Origin of the sequence: Neisseria dentiae, from assembly GCF_024580525.1 — a bacterium.
GTDB lineage: Bacteria > Pseudomonadota > Gammaproteobacteria > Burkholderiales > Neisseriaceae > Neisseria > Neisseria dentiae_A.
The window spans coordinates 1-15,758 of sequence record NZ_JANIKQ010000021.1 but is presented as its reverse complement, the minus strand read 5'-3'; the positions used below and the strand labels follow the sequence as shown (position 1 = coordinate 15,758).

Annotated in this window: 13 protein-coding genes, 1 other RNA gene and 1 pseudogene; 7 read left to right on the top strand and 8 right to left on the bottom strand. The window is 57.7% G+C overall.

Annotation, left to right across the window (positions count from 1 at the left end; genetic code table 11):
- Positions 1–10 precede the first annotated feature (10 nt).
- From fhuB to NQ012_RS11155, 3 genes are read right to left on the bottom strand one after another with little or no spacing between them, the layout of a single operon-like run.
- Positions 11–1,987 carry a Fe(3+)-hydroxamate ABC transporter permease FhuB gene (fhuB, locus tag NQ012_RS11165; protein WP_257067660.1) on the bottom strand — a complete coding sequence of 659 codons (1,977 nt, stop codon included), beginning with the start codon at positions 1,985–1,987 and terminating at the stop codon, positions 11–13.
- Positions 1,981–2,883: an ABC transporter substrate-binding protein gene (locus NQ012_RS11160; RefSeq protein WP_257067659.1), complete on the bottom strand. Its 903-nt coding sequence runs from the start codon at positions 2,881–2,883 to the stop codon at positions 1,981–1,983. Before NQ012_RS11160 ends, fhuB begins: the two co-directional genes overlap by 7 nt.
- An 11-nt stretch (positions 2,884–2,894) precedes the next feature.
- Complete coding sequence (locus NQ012_RS11155; RefSeq protein ID WP_257067658.1) at positions 2,895–3,656, bottom strand: ABC transporter ATP-binding protein; 762 nt, start codon at positions 3,654–3,656, stop codon at positions 2,895–2,897.
- Positions 3,657–3,919: 263 nt separating this feature from the next.
- On the opposite strand from NQ012_RS11155, the gene NQ012_RS11150 reads away from it, so the two are divergent.
- The 6 genes from NQ012_RS11150 (at position 3,920) to rpsI (ending at position 6,972) form a co-directional block, all read left to right on the top strand.
- Complete coding sequence (locus NQ012_RS11150; RefSeq protein WP_257067657.1) at positions 3,920–4,909, top strand: NAD(P)H-dependent glycerol-3-phosphate dehydrogenase; 990 nt, start codon at positions 3,920–3,922, stop codon at positions 4,907–4,909.
- 119 nt (positions 4,910–5,028) lie between these two features.
- Positions 5,029–5,454, top strand: coding sequence for a hypothetical protein (locus NQ012_RS11145; protein WP_257067656.1), 426 nt, complete (start codon positions 5,029–5,031; stop codon positions 5,452–5,454).
- A gap of 4 nt (positions 5,455–5,458) precedes the next feature.
- On the top strand, positions 5,459–5,764 hold the full coding sequence (locus NQ012_RS11140; RefSeq protein ID WP_257067655.1) for a cell division protein ZapA: 306 nt from the start codon (positions 5,459–5,461) through the stop codon (positions 5,762–5,764).
- Positions 5,765–5,769: 5 nt separating this feature from the next.
- Positions 5,770–5,947: non-coding RNA, 6S RNA (gene ssrS, locus NQ012_RS11135), on the top strand.
- A 194-nt stretch (positions 5,948–6,141) separates the two neighbouring features.
- Positions 6,142–6,570, top strand: a complete 429-nt coding sequence (gene rplM / locus NQ012_RS11130; protein ID WP_085366043.1) for a 50S ribosomal protein L13 — start codon at positions 6,142–6,144, stop codon at positions 6,568–6,570.
- A 9-nt stretch (positions 6,571–6,579) separates the two neighbouring features.
- The gene (gene rpsI / locus NQ012_RS11125) at positions 6,580–6,972 is read left to right on the top strand and encodes a 30S ribosomal protein S9 (protein ID WP_085366042.1); all 393 of its coding nucleotides are present in this window, start codon (positions 6,580–6,582) and stop codon (positions 6,970–6,972) included.
- 208 nt (positions 6,973–7,180) lie between these two features.
- On the opposite strand, the gene NQ012_RS11120 is transcribed toward rpsI, so the two are convergent.
- The 3 genes from NQ012_RS11120 to yjgA all read right to left on the bottom strand — a co-directional run bounded on the left by NQ012_RS11120 (position 7,181) and on the right by yjgA (position 10,328).
- Entirely contained in the window at positions 7,181–8,989 is a 1,809-nt protein-coding gene (locus NQ012_RS11120; RefSeq protein ID WP_257067654.1) for a M48 family metalloprotease, read from the bottom strand.
- 19 nt (positions 8,990–9,008) lie between these two features.
- A complete protein-coding gene (locus NQ012_RS11115) occupies positions 9,009–9,602 on the bottom strand; it encodes a LemA family protein (RefSeq protein WP_257067653.1) in 594 nt (197 codons plus the stop codon).
- Positions 9,603–9,794: 192 nt separating this feature from the next.
- Positions 9,795–10,328: a ribosome biogenesis factor YjgA gene (gene yjgA, locus NQ012_RS11110; RefSeq protein ID WP_257067652.1), complete on the bottom strand. Its 534-nt coding sequence runs from the start codon at positions 10,326–10,328 to the stop codon at positions 9,795–9,797.
- 131 nt (positions 10,329–10,459) lie between these two features.
- On the opposite strand from yjgA, the gene pmbA reads away from it, so the two are divergent.
- Positions 10,460–11,788 carry a metalloprotease PmbA gene (gene pmbA / locus NQ012_RS11105; RefSeq protein ID WP_257067651.1) on the top strand — a complete coding sequence of 443 codons (1,329 nt, stop codon included), beginning with the start codon at positions 10,460–10,462 and terminating at the stop codon, positions 11,786–11,788.
- Between the two features lie 127 nt (positions 11,789–11,915).
- Here pmbA and NQ012_RS11100 read toward each other — a convergent pair whose 3' ends face one another.
- Positions 11,916–13,652, bottom strand: coding sequence for an alkaline phosphatase family protein (locus NQ012_RS11100; protein ID WP_257067650.1), 1,737 nt, complete (start codon positions 13,650–13,652; stop codon positions 11,916–11,918).
- Between the two features lie 352 nt (positions 13,653–14,004).
- A pseudogene (locus NQ012_RS11095) lies at positions 14,005–15,758 on the bottom strand (chromosome segregation protein SMC); the annotation flags it as partial.

Genomic DNA, 15,758 nt, shown 5'->3' with positions numbered 1-15,758 from the left:
TTGCCGTTTCTTACAGTTTTCTCACCAACACCATAAAATACGCGCCGCCGATTAGGGTAGCCATCAGGCCGGCGGGGATTTCGTAGGGGAAAGCCAGTTGCCGCCCCAGCCAGTCGGCCAGTACCATCATCAGCGCACCCAACAGCGCGCCGTACAGCAATTGTTGTTTGGGCAGCCGCGCGCCGAGCATGGCGGCCAAGTGCGGCGCGAGCAGGCCGGTGAAGCTCAGCGGGCCGACCATCAGCGTGGCGGCGGCGGTGAGCACCGCGCTCAACAGAATCAGCACCAGCCGCGCACGTTTCACGTTCAGTCCGGCCGACTGCGCCACCACGCTGTCCAAACTCAAGAGCGCGAGCCATTTGGCCAGCGGCAGCACCGCAGCCAGCAGCAAACAGGCCAGCACGGCCACCGCCGCCGACAGCAGCGGCGTGGTGTGGTAAGTGGAGCCGGAAAGCCAGATTAAGAGCTGCTGCGTGCGGTAGTCGCCCATGGCCGACCAAGTGCGGATGGCGGCATCGCTCAAGGCTGCCAGCGCCATGCCGGTGAGCAGCACTTTTTCGGGTTGCAGGCCGTTTTTGCGGTTGAACCACATCATCAAGCCTAAGGCCAGCAAAGCCGCCGCGCCGCCGGCCAGCCAAAACAGCGCGCTGCCCGAGGTAACGCCGAATATCATCACCGCCGTCATCGCGCCCAAGGCGGTGGCGGAACTGATGCCCAGCAATTCCGGGCTGGCCATCGGGTTTTGCGCCAAACGCTGCAACAGCACGCCCACCGTGGCCAGCATCATGCCGCAACCGGCCGCCAGCAGCAGGCGCGGATAACGCAATGCCCACACGGCGGGGTCGGTGTCGAGGTGCCAGCCGTGTTCACCGTTGCCCACCAACAGCGCGAGCGCGGCGGCCGGCAGCAGCAGGGCGGGCGAATAACGCAGCCACGGCGAAGCGCGCAGCGCGGCGGTTTTGCCGCCCGTGGCTGCCTGAAAAGCAGGGCGGGCGGGCATACGCGCCATCAGCCACAACAGCAACGGCGCGCCGATTAAGGCGGTTAGCGCACCGGCGGGCAGGGCGATGCCGCGGTAGTGTTCCAGCAGCACCAGCGCATTATCGGTTACCAACAGCATCAGGCCGCCTGCCGCAAACGATGCCCACAGGCGTGCCGACAGCGTGCGCACGCCGGCCTGCCGCACCGCAGCGGCCGCCGCCAGCCCCACGAATCCCATCATGCCCACCATGCCCACCACGGTGGCGCACACAAATGCCGCCAAAGCCAATGCGGCGGTACGCACGGCTTTCACGGGCACGCCCAGCGCAGCGGCTTGATCGTCGCTCAAACTCATAATGTTTAAAGGCTTCAGCAACAAGGCCGACACCGCGCCCGCCGCCGCCAGCCGCCACAGCAGGCCGAGGCTGTCGTGCCAGCTGTCCTGCACCAGCGAACCGCTGCCCCACTGCATCACTGCGCGCGCCTCTTCACCGTAAAACAGCGTAATCATGCCGCTGACGGAGCCGAGATAAAGGCTCATCACCAAACCGGCCAACACTACCGTAACCGGCATCATTTCGCGCCGTGCCGACAAAGCCAGTACCGCCGAGAGCGCCGCCGCCGCACCGGCAAAGGCCACGGCAAACGTGCCGTGCAGCAATAAGGCCGGGAAAAACACGCCGGCGGTTAACAAGGCCAGTTGCGCGCCGCCCGCTACTGCCAGTGTGCTGTCGGCGGCCAGCGGATTGCGAAGCACCTGCTGCATCAGCATGGTGGCCGCCGCCAAACCGCCGCCCGCCAATAAAGCCATCGCCATGCGCGGCAGAGTGTTTTGCTGCACCGCCAGTGCATCAAGCGGCAGTGTGTCGGGCGCGGCAAACAGCTGCGGCCACGGCCAAACCCATTGCAGTTTAAGAATCCACAAGCCCGACACCAGCGCCAAAGCGGCCAGTATCATCATCAACGCCCAAGCAGGCCGTCTGAAAAAAACCGTTTTCCCTACCATGATGTTTCCTGTTCAGACGGCAGCGCGCGTGCCAATTGTTGCGCGAAATGCTGCATCGACGGCAATGCGCCGTAGCTCCACGAAGGCGGCAAAACGCGGCGGTTGGCAGGTTGTGCAAACGGCAGCCGCCGCCACAGCGCGCTTTTTTCCAAACCCGGCCGCACATTGGCCGGATGCGGCTTCACAATCAGCAACAGCGTGTCAGGCGGCAGCCCGGCCAGTTTGGCCAGCGTGATATTGGCAAAGCCCCAGCCGTTGGATTCGCCCTGCCAGACATTACGCAAGCCCAGTTTGTCCAGCACCGCCTGATACATCGACGTGCGCCCGTAAATGCGCAGATGGCGCGTATCGACAAACTGCACGATGGCCAGCGGGCGGGAGCGGTAGGGGGCGAGCGTTTGCCGGTGTTGCGCCAGCTGCTGTTTGGTGTCGACGATCAATTGTTCGGCGGCAGGGGAGGCATTCACCAGCTTGCCGAGCGCGCGGGTGGCGGCCACGGTGTGGGCATATTGCGTGCCATCGGCGGTGGCGAAGTCGATTTCGTGCACCGGCGCGATGGCGGCAAACTGCGGTTTCAAATGGGCAAACCATGAAGACTGTACAAACATATCGGGTTTAAGCTGCCGCAGGCGTTCCAAATTGGGTTGGAAGCGCAAACCCGAATCCAGCGTTTGCGCAGGCAGCACGGGATAGTTGACCCAGTTGCCGTAAGCGCGTTTGTCGCCCACCGCCAGCGGCGGCAGTTTCATGGCGGTCAGGGTTTCGGCGGTTGACCAATCGGCGGTGGCCACGCGCGGCGCGGCATGGGCGGCAGGCAAAACGGCCAAACATACTGCCAAAGCCGCGCAACCGAGCCGGGCGTGTTTCAGGCCGTCTGAAAAAAAGCGTTTCATCATTCCACCTGCTTTCACGGCAAAGCCACCGGCCTGCCGCTGTGCGGATGGGCGATGATGTTCATGTCCACGCTGTAAATCTCTTTCAGCACGGCGGCGGTCATGATTTCAGACGGCCCGCCTTGTTTGAGCAGACGGCCCTGTTTGAGCGCAATCAGTTCGTCGCAATACTGCGCCGCCAGATTGATGTCGTGAATCACAATCACCACGCCCAGATTCAAACGGCGCGAAAGGCTGTTCACCAGCGCCATCACTTCGATTTGGTGGGCAATGTCCAGCGCCGCCAGCGGCTCGTCGAGCAGCAGAAAGCGGCTCTGCTGCGCCAAACACATCGCCAGCCAAATGCGCGAGCGTTCGCCGCCCGAAAGCGTGTCGACAATCTGGCCAGCAAAGCGCTCGGTGTGGGTGAGCGCAAACGCTTCTTCCACCGCTGCTTGGTCGTCTGCGCCGCGCCCCATCAGGCCGCTCCACGCATAACGCCCCATCGCCACCAGTTCGCGCGCGGTCAGCGAGGTGGCGGCCGGCAGATGCTGCGGCAGATAAGCTACTTGGCGGGCGTATTCGCGTGCGGAATAAGCAGCGGCGGGGCGGTTGTCGAGCAGCAGGCTGCCGGCGGTAGGCTGGATTTGGCGGGTGAGCAGCTTCAATAAGGTGGATTTGCCCGAGCCGTTGTGGCCGATTAAGCCGTACACGCGGTTAGGCGCAAACTGCAGATTGATGTCGTGCAAGAGCGTGCGCTCAGGTAGGGAAAAAGAAAGCTTGTCGAGTTGGAACATGGGGTTGAAGCGGGTTTTTCAATAAAGTGGAAAGTGTGGGGCGGGCTTGAGAGAATGTTCCGGCTTGCATATGCGCCGAACGGGTTCTTGAAGCGGGGGAGACACGTTTTGATTAATTATAATGATTATCATCAATCACGGCAAGGCGGGTATCAAACCGCAAAACCACAGTCATAAATATGCAAACGCAACCCGCCGCCCGCAAACTTGCACCACCGCCGCGATTGTTTTAAAGTTAGTGAATTGAGTCGGAGAAACCAAATATGAAAATCACCGTAATGGGCGCAGGCTCTTGGGGAACTGCGCTAGCCATCCACTTTGCCCTGCACGGCCACGAAACCGCCGTGTGGTCGCGCAATCCCGAACACATGGAAAACCTGGCACGCGACCGTGAAAACAAACGTTATCTGCCCGGGTTCGCCTTGCCCGCCGGTTTGACCGTGCACACAAACCTGAACGAAGCCTTGGCAGGCGCCGAGCTTGTACTGATCGTAACGTCGGTTGCCGGCCTGCGCGACAGCGCAAAACTTTTGGCCGAACACGGCGCCGGCCACCTGCCGGTGCTCACCGCCTGCAAAGGTTTCGAGCAGGATACCGGCCTGCTGACCTTTCAAGTGGTGAAAGAAGTGCTGCCAAACAACCCCAATATCGGCGTGCTGTCCGGCCCCAGCTTCGCACAAGAATTGGCGCAGCAGCTGCCGTGCGCCGTGGTGCTTGCGTCGGAAAACAAAGCATGGGTGGAAGAGCTGGTAGGCCGTCTGAACACCAACGTGCTGCGTTTATACGGCAGCGAAGACGCAATCGGCGTAGCGGTGGGCGGAGCCGTTAAAAACATCATGGCCATCGCCACCGGCCTTTCAGACGGCCTCGGTTACGGCCTTAACGCCCGCGCCGCTTTGGTTACGCGCGGTTTGGCCGAAATCACCCGCCTGGCCGTTGCCATGGGCGCACAGCCCAAAACCATGATGGGCTTGGCAGGTATCGGCGATCTGATTCTCACCTGCACCGGCGCCCTGTCGCGCAACCGGCGCGTCGGTCTGGGGCTGGCGAAAGGCAAAGAGCTGCACCAAGTATTAACCGAAATCGGCCATGTTTCGGAAGGCGTGAGCACCATCGAAGAAGTGTTCAACACCGCCTGCACCTACCAAATCGATATGCCCATCACGCAAACCCTACTCCAGCTCATCCGCAAAGAGCTTGATGCCCGCCAGGTGGTCGAGCGCCTGATGGATCGGGAAGCCCGTTTCGAATAAACACCAAAACCCGCCGCCTATGCAGGCCGTCTGAAAAACATAACGTTCAGACGGCCTTATTTGACAGCCCCCGTTATCCCTACTATGCTTGCCCCCGTAACCAACCGAGTGCACACAACATGAATCAGTTATTAGACAAACTCGAAGTCAACGTTTACCAGCTGGCGCAAAAATTCGAAACCCAGCTTGGCGAAAACAAACGCCTGCAAGAAGAAGTCGCCCGGCTCAACGACGAACTTTCCCGCCAGCATCTGGCGCAGGAGCAGCAGAAAAACGAACACCAGGCCGCCGTGGACGAATTGAGCGAGGCCCTGATGGTTCAGATGAACAAGCTCAAAACCGACATGGAAGCGCAACACCGCAACACCACCGAGATCATGCAGAGCCAGCACCGGGGCATTACCGAACAGATGCAGGCGCAAATCGACGCATTAACCGCCGAAAACCAAAAATACCGCAACGCCTTGAGCGCCAATGCCGAACACCTGCGCACCCTGCTTGCACGCCTGCCGCAGGAGGCCGAAACCACCGCACAAGAGGGCTAAATTAATGAGTATCGAACAAGTCAGCCTCGAAATCATGGGACGCTCTTTCACCATCGGCACCCCCGCCGAAGAAAAAGCCACGCTGCTGCAAGCGGTTTCCATGCTCAACCAGAAATTCGACGCCATCAAGCAAAGCGGCCGTATTGTCGAAACCGACAAAATCGTGATTATGGCCGCACTCAACCTCGTGCACGACCTGTTGAAAATGTCGATGAAAGACGATTTGGCAATCGGCGATTTTGAGCGTAAAATAACAGACATGATTAATGCTTGCGAAAAAGTTTTAAACAAAACACAAGTGCAAGCCTAACTTCTCTTTCCCTGCGGTGTTCGCGAAGGCATACATTCCTTTGAACCAATACGTTCGCTTCAGGTTGCTGGGAGTTGCAGTGGGCGCGAGCGTCTGAACAGATGCACCCGAAACTGTCCGAGGTGACCGCCTTGTCAGCAAGGTTCAAGCGGATTCCGCCCAAACGGCACTTGCGGGGATTCCCTATTTCAAAAATACCGCCCGTATAGGGCGGTATTTCGCCATATGCGGTGCGAAAACAACACCCGGTATGCGGTCGTGCGCCCGATTTTCCCGGTCGGGCCGGCGCCTCATAAAGAAGCGCTCGAATCGGATTGACAGCCGTCGCAATCCTCTATAAAATCGGCAGCTTTCTATATCTATCTGGATTACCCCTTATGAAAACCTTTTCAGCCAAGCCGCATGAAGTAAAGCGCGAGTGGTTCGTGGTTGACGCCCAAGACAAAGTTTTGGGTCGCGTTGCCGCAGAAATCGCCCGCCGTCTGCGCGGCAAACACAAGCCCGAATACACCCCCCACGTTGATACCGGCGACTACATCATCGTGATTAACGCCGACAAACTGCGTGTAACCGGCAATAAAGCACTCGACAAAAAATACTACCGCCACTCAGGTTTCCCCGGCGGTATCTATGAGCGCAACTTCACCGAAATGCAAGAAAAATTCCCCGAGCGCGTTTTGGAAAAAGCCGTTAAAGGCATGCTGCCCAAAGGCCCCTTGGGTTACGCCATGATCAAAAAACTGAAAGTGTATGCCGGCTCCGAGCACGGCCATGCAGCCCAACAACCCAAAGTTTTGGAAATCTAAGGACACGACATGAACGGTAAATACTACTACGGCACAGGCCGCCGCAAAAGTTCAGTGGCTCGTGTATTTCTGCAAAAAGGTACCGGCCAGATTATCGTAAACGGCCGCCCCGTTGACGAATTCTTCGCACGCGAAACCAGCCGCATGGTGGTTCGCCAACCTTTGGTTCTGACTGAAAATGCCGAAGCTTTCGACATCAAAGTTAACGTAACCGGCGGCGGTGAAACCGGCCAGTCCGGCGCTATCCGCCACGGCATTACCCGTGCACTGATCGACTACGATGCAGCCCTGAAACCCGCTCTGTCGCAAGCCGGCTTCGTTACCCGCGATGCCCGTGAAGTTGAGCGTAAAAAACCCGGTCTGCGCAAAGCACGCCGCGCCAAACAATTCTCAAAACGTTAATTTGTTTTACCCGTTTTGTATTGCAACAATCCCTGCTTTCAAGCAGGGATTTTTTATTTTGAGTTGATGAATTGGTTGAAATATTTGCTAGCGGATGCCTTTGCAAAATTCACTCAGGCCGAGGCTTTTACACAGGGTCAAACGATAATTGAATGTTTCAGACGGCCTAAATGAATTTTGCAAAGGTTTCGGTTTACCTGTTATGGTATCAGCTGTCGGCAAGCTGCCCGTATATCTGTAACACTTCTTCTGCTTCCGCTGTGCACGGTATTTCACTGCTCTCAATAATAATCTGCCGGCAGCGTTCCATTGCAGTTGCGCGCGCTCTGCGCGGCAGCATGGCGGCTTGATGCAGAGACTGGGGTAGATTTTGGCGGGCGGCGGCATTTAAAGCACCGCCTTGTTTGGTCCATTCCGTCACGGTATGAATCAGGTGTTCGGTAATATCGTTATTTTCCGCATGTATTTGATGCCCGAATTGCGGCAACCAGGCTGAAGCCAGCAGCCATAAAAAGGCTTTCGGTGCAGGCAGGGTGTGGTTGGCCAGCAGCAGGTGTAGCTGGGTGTTGAGATAGTTTTGTTCGCTTTGCGGCAGGGCGGCTATCGAAGGCAGCAGGTATTCCAATAAGGCACGGTGAAGGGGTTGGGGCAGGGGGTGCTGCTGCAAGCGGCGGTAGAATGCCGAGCGCAAAGGAAAGCGAACGGCCCATTCGGCCTCGGCTTCGGCCAAAGCCGCGGGGGCGAATAAAGCAGCCAGCACCACCATCAGGCGTTCGCTGTCGCCTTCGGCGCTGAGCCAATGTTTCGGGCGGTAACGCAGCATTTCTTCCCTGCGTTGCAGGGATTGCGGGCAAATGCGGCGGATATTTTCAGCCAGATGTCCGGCTTGCCGCTGTTGCCGGTAAAGGGTGTTTTCATGGTTTTGGGCTGTTGCCTGTTGCAGGCCGTCTGAAAAACCGGCTCCGTTCGGTATATAGAAAAAAGCGGGCCTAACGGTTTGTGCCCGCCGTATTTCAGATTGCCAGATGCGGGCTTTGGCGGGGCTGAGCCGTTCGATACGGGTGAGAATATCGGGGTGGGTGGCGGCCAGTTTGTCGAAAATATCCGCTTCGTACACACTTTCAAACATAAAGTGGGCATACTCGGCCGCATGTGGTGAAGCCAGGCGGCGGTTGGGTGCGACAGCCACTTTATACAGGGCCGAAGCCAAACCGTTGCTTTGGCGCGTAAACTGTACGGCTGAGGCGTCGGCCAAAAATTCGCGTTGGCGGCTGATGGCCGCCTGTATCCAGCCGGCGGCCAGCGAGCCGGTAAAGCCGATGCACAGCAGCACCATGCCGAGAAAAATTGTGGGCAGGTTGCGGTTTCCGGCATAGCGGATATGGCTTTGGGGGTCGCCGCTGATAAACAGACGCCCGAGCATGGTAATCATCTGCAAACCGTAGAGACAGCCGCAAAGCTGCATATTGCGGCGCATGTCGCCGTTGAGAATGTGGCTGAATTCGTGCGCCACTACCGCTTGCAGTTCGTTGCGGTCGAAAGTCTGTAAAGCACCGTGGGTAATACCGATAACTGCATCGCGCTGCTCCATGCCTGCGGCAAATGCGTTCAGGCCGGTTTCAGGCAGAATATACACTTTGGGCATGCGCACGCCCGAGGCAATCGCCATTTCCTCCACCACGTTCAACAGACGGCGCTCTGCAAAACCGGCTTGTTCGCGCGTAATCCGCCGTCCGCCGAGCGACTCGGCCACCACATGCCCGCCTGCCGACAATTGGCGCAGGCGTATCCAGCCGGCGCCGACAATCAATGCTGATATCAAAACGAACACCACCGCAAAAACCGTGCGGTTGACGGCGAACCCCGCACCGCTTGCGCCTGTGGAAAGGTAAAGCGAACACAACAGGGCGGTAACAAAGGCGGTAAAGCCCGCAACGGCAGTCACCGCAGCGGCATACAGCCGCAACAAATGCCCGCTGATACGGCGGGCGTTTGCCTGATATTTGCGGAACTTCATCTAAACCGATCCAGCTGTTTTACAGCGAAATTTTAGGTGCGGATTGAATCGCAGCATGATCGTCGAATTGCAACGGTACGGCGTTTTTCTTGTGTCCGAAAAAGTCGGCCAGCAAAGAGGCGGGGAAAGTTTCGCGGGCGTTATTGTAATCCTGTACGGCATCGTTATAAGCCTGCCGCGCAAACGCCACACGGTTTTCCGCACCGGCCAGTTCTTCATGCAAATCGCGCACGGCTTGATCGGCTTTCAATTCTGGGTAGGCTTCCACCGCCACATTCAGGCTGCGCAATGCCGCCGTAAGCTGCTGTTCGCCCTGCGCCAGCGGCAGCATGCCCGAAGCATCACCGGCCTTGCTTCCCGTAGCCTGCAATAACCCGGCCGCATGATTGCGCGCCTGCACCACCGCTTCCAGGGTTTGGCTTTCGTGTTGCAGATAGACCCGTACGGTTTCCACCAGATTGGGTATCAGATCATGCCGGCGTTTGAGCTGTACTTGGATTTGTGCAAAGGCGTTACGGTATTCGTTTTGCGCACGCACCAAGCGGTTGTAAATAACTACCGGCAACACGCCGAACAGGCCGGCCAATACCAACAATACCACCCATTCCATCATCGTTTTCTCCGTTATGACGTTCGATAATCTTTATCTTAGCAGGCCGTCTGAAAGGATTAAAGCATCAAGCATAAATTGCTCTCGGATTGCCGCGACGGGGCGGAATGTGTGTTTGGTTTGCAACGGTGTTTAAAAATATCCGGGCCGGAGTTTTACAAACATTCCGGCCCGGGCTGCTCTTGCTTTCGGCAGTTATTCTTCATCTGTGTCGTCGGCATCTTCCGAAGCGGCGGAACCGCCGTCCATCACGGCTTTGATTTCCTGAAACAGGGCGCGGAAGTTTTTCGGCGGCTTGTTCAGTTCCTGCTCTTTGCGGGTGTTGCGGATTAAGGTGCGCAGTTTGCCCGCATCGGCGTGCGGATAGTCGGCGATAAAGGCGGTGAGTGCGTCGTCGCCCGCAATCAGGCGGTCGCGCGCCTGCTCCACCCGTTGCAGAAAGGCGTTGTGGGCGGCGTTGTCGCCGCGCAGTTTGGCAAGGTAGCGCTCGATGGGTTCGGGGTCGGTGTCGCGCATCAGGCGGCCGATATATTGCGCCTGGCGCTTGGTGGCGCCGTTGGACGTGATTTTTTTATAGGCCAGCACGGCTTCGTATAAATCTTCCGGCAAACCGATTTTTTTCAGCGTGTCGGCGGAAAGTTTGGTTAACTGCATACCTAGGTCTTGCAGGTTGTCCATCTGTTTTTTCATCTGGGTTTTGCTTACCCATTCTTGCTCGTTGCTGCCCATTATTTTTAAATCCGTTGAAACAATCGGGGCATTTTAGCATAAGCCGCCGCACTATCTTTGCGATAGGCGTAATTTAACTAAGGCCGTCTGAAAACGGTTAAAATACCGCAGATTTTCCAACAGGCAGATTTATGTTCAACCACAGTAAAAACGAATTGCTGCTGCTTTGCGAACAGGTTTTGCAGCTTGCCGCGCAGCAGGGGGCCACCGCTGCCGAAGCCGATTTGAGCGAATCGCTGGGCCAGAGCGTGAGCGTGCGCTTGGGTGAAATCGAGCAAATCGAATACCAGCAGGACAAATCGCTCGACATCACCGTGTATGCGGGCCGGCGCAAAGGCCGCGCCAGCACCGCCGATTTCTCGCCGCAGGCGCTGCACGACACGGTGCGTGCCGCCGTGGACATCGCCCGCTACACCGCCGAAGACGAGTGCGCGGGCTTGGCCGACGCCGGCCTGATGGCGCGGCATATCGGCGATTTAGACAAATACCACGAGTGGGATTTGCCCGCTGAGGAGGCTGTGAGCCTTGCCAAACAATGCGAGCAGGCCGCACTTGATTACGATAAGCGCATCAGCAATTCGGAAGGCGCGGGCGTGCAAACCGGCCATTACCAATATGTTTACGGCAATTCGCACGGCTTTTCCGCCCACCAGCAAGGCACGCGCCACAGCATTTCGTGCAGCGTGGTGGCCGCCGGCGCAAACGGCATGCAGCGCGATTATTGGTATGACGCTTCCTGCCGCCACGCCGATTTGGATTCGCCCGCAAGCATAGGCCGCACCGCCGCCTTGCGCACCGTGCGCCGCTTGGGCGCGCGCAGCATCTCCACCGGCAGCTATCCCGTATTGTTTGATGCCACTGTGGCGGGCGGGCTGATCGGCCATTTAATCGGCGGCCTGAGCGGCGGTGCGCTATACCGCCAGAGCAGCTTCCTTACCGACAGCCTCGGCAAGCAGATTCTGCCCGGTTTTCTCAGCCTGCGCGAAGAGCCGCATATTAAGCGCGCCTTCGGCAGCACTTATTTCGATGCCGAAGGCGTGGCGACGCAACCGCGCTTCGTGTTGGAAAACGGCGTGGTGCAGGGTTATTTTTTAAGCAGTTACAGCGCGCGCAAACTCGGTATGCAAACCACCGCCAATGCCGGCGGTGCGCACAACCTTTATTTGAACCACACCCACGCTTCGCAGGCCGACCTGCTCAAAGCCATGGGCACGGGTCTGTTGGTAACCGAGCTGATGGGGCAGGGCGTGAATATGCTCACCGGCGACTATTCGCGCGGCGCGGCGGGCTTTTGGGTGGAAAACGGCGTGATTGCCTATCCGGTGGAAGAAATTACCATTGCCGGACGTTTGCAGGATATGTATCTCAACATTGCCGGCGCGGCAGACGACGCGCTGCCGCGTTCGCCGAACAAAATCGGCTCGGTGTTGGTGGAAAGCATGACGGTGGCGGGGGCTTAAGGAAGGTTACATATTTTTTAAGATGCAGGCATGGCTTATAAAGGTCTCAGGTTATCAGGCCGTCTGAAAGGTTATTGAAACAAAACCTTTCAGACGGCCCCGATGTTTTTACAACGCCTGCATTAGATTATTGCTTAAACCCTTCGATAGCCAGCAAATGGTTGCTGAACACGGTTTGGGTTTCGCAGCGCCAGCTTGCCCACAATTTGCTGTGGCGCGCGTTGGCATCCAATTCCAACGCCAGCCAGTTTCTATTGGGCATCACATAACGGTTGGCGCCGGGAAACAGCATCATTTCGGCGCTCAGGTTAACATCGAGCGTTTGTTTTTTCTTGGCAATAGAGTTGAGCATGTGGCAGAAAATCCGTTCCATCACCGAGACCAGCGAAGGGTGGACGACGGCGCTGGAAGTGAGCTGCTGTATTTGGTCGCAGCCGTCTTTGCATTCGGTGTCGACACGGTGCACCACGCCCCATGCGGCAACGTGTACGTCGCCCGATAACACGGTTATGCGCAGTTGTTTGGTTTTGGCCGTGCGGAACAGGGTTTCGAGCAGCCGTTTGCGCTCGCCTTCGTGGTCGTCGTTGGTCCAGTGGTCTTTGAGGTCGTCGGCGCTGCTGTCGAGAACGTGTTCGAAGCCCAGATTGTCCATCAGCGTTTCGGCCAGCGACAGTTTGGGGTGCATCACGGGCACCGACGAGATGAACAGCAGATGGCCAGTGCCGTCTGAAATACTGCCCAGCCAGCTTTGCAGCGCGCGCCAAGTGTCCGGCCCCATGATTTGGCGGTAGGAGCGTTCGGTGCGCAAATCGGCCACCAAGAGGCCGACCGGGCCGATGTTGAAGGCAAACGAAAACCCGGGCTGGTTGTCGAGCAGGGGCAGGGCGAGTTTGTCGGATTTCAATATCTGCGACCATGCGGCCGGCTCGAATATCGGGTCGTCGATGCGCATGGGGATGTCGCTGCGCAAGGTCAGTTCGGGCAGTTGGTCGGCAGCCTGCTGCATCTGGAAAATCCAGAAGGCGCGGCGGGCGTGGTAAAACAGGCGTTGGAACAGGTGGCAGCGCTGCATTTCGGGGCTGTATGAACCCCAGCCGTCGAAAATATCGTGGTCGTCCCACATCATCACGGTGGGAATCCGCGCCATGCCGTTGGCGGAATCCAATGTTTTGCGGGCGGCTCCCCACGGTGCGCGACTGTTTTGCAGCCAGCGGTCGCTGTAATAGGCGATGTAGTAATCTTCGATTTTCTTATCCAGCGCGGCGTTGACTTTATAGGCCAACTGGCGGCTGCGCGGCAGGTTCACCCATTCTTTCAGCGGTTTGATGTCTTCCCAAATCGGGTCGAAATATATTTGGTCGCCGCCCATCAGCAGCAGGTGGAAGCGTTGCAGCCCTTTATCATGGGTGCGCGTTTCGTGCCAAAGCTGTTCTTTGTCGATGCGGTAATCAGACGGGCGCACGGTTTTGTCGTGGTTGCACAGCAAATCTTCCCAAACTGCGTTTGCGCCTTTTATCAGCTTGCGTATGCCGCCGGGGTCGGAAAAACCGTTGCACGACACATAGGCCATGCGCGGTGCCTGCCCTTTGGCAGGCACGGTAAAGTGCCAGGTTTCTTCTATGCCGTCGATGCGGTATTCGACCCGGCGCTCGTTTGCCGTTTGTTTGCACGATAAATCGTAGCGCAGGTAGGCTTTGCCGCCGTGGCGCAGCAAAATCAGGGGTGCGGGCACGGCTTTGCCGTTGAGGCGGATAACGGGAAAGGCTTCTTTGTCGGACACGGCAATTAGTGCGGTTACTTTCCATTCGCCCTTTTCCGCACCGCCCCGGAACGACAATACCGGGCCGAGATAGAGTTTGGTCATGCTGTTTCTCCTTTGTTTCGTTTGGCTTGAATGTGCCGTGATCAGGCTGTTTCAGAACATTTGCGTTTATGTTCAAGCGGTGCGGATATGATACGGTATGGGGAAACAGTTTGCTGGTGTTACTACTCTATTATTGATTAGGCTTAAAAATATAGTTAAACCCGAGACCTTTGCAAAAATATAGTGGCTTAAATTCAACACGTACAGCGTTGCCTCGCCTTGCCGTACTACCTGTACTGTCTGCGGCTCGGCGCCTTGTCCTATTGTGAATTTAAGCCACTATACCTGAAGGCCGTCTGAAATATTTTTTCAGACGGCCTTCAGGTATTTGTGCAAAGGCTTCGGATTGTGTTTACGCCGGTTCGGCCATTTTCAGCGCCTGCCGGATATCCACCGCCACAATCCGCGACACGCCTTTTTCCTGCATGGTTACGCCGATGAGCTGTTCGGCCATTTCCATGGTGAGGCGGTTGTGCGAAATATAGAGAAACTGGGTTTGCGCCGACATTTCTTTCACCAAATTGCAGAAGCGGCCGGTGTTGGCATCGTCGAGCGGGGCGTCCACCTCGTCGAGCAGGCAGAACGGGGCGGGGTTGAGGCTGAAGAGGGCGAACACCAAACTCATGGCGGTAAGCGCTTTTTCGCCGCCACTCAACAGATGGATGGTGCTGTTTTTCTTGCCGGGCGGGCGCGCCATGATGGATACGCCGGCAGTGAGCAGGTCGTCGCCTATCATGTGCAGGGTGGCTTCGCCGCCGCCGAACAGGGTGGGGAAAAAGGTTTGTACTTTTTCGTTGACGGCGTCGAAAGTGGCTTTGAAACGCTCTTTGGTTTTGCCGTCGATTTGGGCGATGGCTTCTTCGAGCAGGTTGATGGCGGCCTGCACGTCTTCGCTTTGGCCGCGGTAGTAGCCGTCGCGTTCGCGGGCTTCTTCCAGCTCTTGCAGGGCGGCGAGGTTGACGGCGCCGAGGGCTTCAATTTGTTGTGCGAGGCTGCCGATGTCGTTGCTAAGTGCTTTCAGGTTGCCCGATGCGGCGGCCAGTTTTTCGAGCGATTCGAAGTCGGCTTCCCGTTCGGTGAGGTTTTGGTGGAAGCGTTTGGCGTTAATCAGGGCTTCCTGCTGTTGCAGAAGGGCGGTTTGGGTGGCGGCCTGTAATTGCGGCAGTTTGCTTTGCAGCGCCTGCTGTTGGGCGTATTGCTCGCGGCCTTGCGCTTGGGTAGCGGCGAGTTGGTTCTGCATGGCGAGGTATTGTTCGTCGAGCGTTTGCACGGCTTCGCCCAGCTCGCTCAGTTTGGCGTGCTGTTCGTCGTTTTGGGTTTCGGCTTCATAGGCCAGCGCAAGTTCGGACTGGCGCTCCTGCCAGTCTAAGGTTTGCTGTTCGAGCTGGACGAGCTGTTGTTGGAAATGCTGTTTTTGCTGTTGCAGTTTGTGCACGGCCACTTCGGCGAGGCCGTATTGGCGGTTGGCTTCCAACAGGGCGAGCTGGGCCTGTTTCAGACGGCCTTGCTGCTCTTGGCGGCTGCCGCCGGTGTTGTGCTGCTGGTGTTCGAGTTCGGCGGCGGCTTCGGCGAGGGTGGCGATATCGTCTTGCAGGCCGTCTGAAGTTTGTTCGAGCACGGTTTGTTCTTCTTCGATTTGCGCCAGTTCGCGCTCGATGTGTTCGCGGCGGATTTGCCCTTGGTTGGTGCGGGCGAGCATTTCGGCGGCGCGCTGCTGCGCCTGCTGGTATTGCTGGTTGTGCTGTTTTTGCTGTTGCAGCAGGTTTTTATGGTGCGTTTCGGCGGCTGCCAGTTCGGTTTTGCTGCGGGCGAGCTGTTGTTCGGCATCGGCCAGACGGGGCGACAGGGCGGCCAGTTCGGCGGCCAGTTCGTCCAAACGTTCTTTGCGCGCCATCAGGTTGTCCTGCCGGTTTCGGGCGTACAGCACGGTGCTGACGCGGTCGATGCGGTGGCCTTCGGGCGTGAGCCAAAGCTGGCCGGGTTGCAGGTCGCTTTGGCGGCTCAGGGCGTAATCCAAATCGGGGGCGCACAATACGCCGTCGAGCCAATGGTGCAAGGCCGTCTGAAACGGGGCTTTGGCTTGGATTTGGTTGAGCAGGGCGGGGG

Coding starts and splice junctions, on each gene's coding strand:
- NQ012_RS11120 (WP_257067654.1), bottom strand. CDS start 8,989: ATGAAGTTCCGCAAATATCAGGCAAACGCCCGCCGTATCAGCGGGCAT.
- NQ012_RS11140 (WP_257067655.1), top strand. CDS start 5,459: ATGAGTATCGAACAAGTCAGCCTCGAAATCATGGGACGCTCTTTCACC.
- NQ012_RS11160 (WP_257067659.1), bottom strand. CDS start 2,883: ATGATGAAACGCTTTTTTTCAGACGGCCTGAAACACGCCCGGCTCGGT.
- yjgA (WP_257067652.1), bottom strand. CDS start 10,328: ATGGGCAGCAACGAGCAAGAATGGGTAAGCAAAACCCAGATGAAAAAA.
- rplM (WP_085366043.1), top strand. CDS start 6,142: ATGAAAACCTTTTCAGCCAAGCCGCATGAAGTAAAGCGCGAGTGGTTC.
- fhuB (WP_257067660.1), bottom strand. CDS start 1,987: ATGGTAGGGAAAACGGTTTTTTTCAGACGGCCTGCTTGGGCGTTGATG.
- NQ012_RS11100 (WP_257067650.1), bottom strand. CDS start 13,652: ATGACCAAACTCTATCTCGGCCCGGTATTGTCGTTCCGGGGCGGTGCG.
- NQ012_RS11115 (WP_257067653.1), bottom strand. CDS start 9,602: ATGATGGAATGGGTGGTATTGTTGGTATTGGCCGGCCTGTTCGGCGTG.
- rpsI (WP_085366042.1), top strand. CDS start 6,580: ATGAACGGTAAATACTACTACGGCACAGGCCGCCGCAAAAGTTCAGTG.
- NQ012_RS11155 (WP_257067658.1), bottom strand. CDS start 3,656: ATGTTCCAACTCGACAAGCTTTCTTTTTCCCTACCTGAGCGCACGCTC.
- pmbA (WP_257067651.1), top strand. CDS start 10,460: ATGTTCAACCACAGTAAAAACGAATTGCTGCTGCTTTGCGAACAGGTT.
- NQ012_RS11150 (WP_257067657.1), top strand. CDS start 3,920: ATGAAAATCACCGTAATGGGCGCAGGCTCTTGGGGAACTGCGCTAGCC.
- NQ012_RS11145 (WP_257067656.1), top strand. CDS start 5,029: ATGAATCAGTTATTAGACAAACTCGAAGTCAACGTTTACCAGCTGGCG.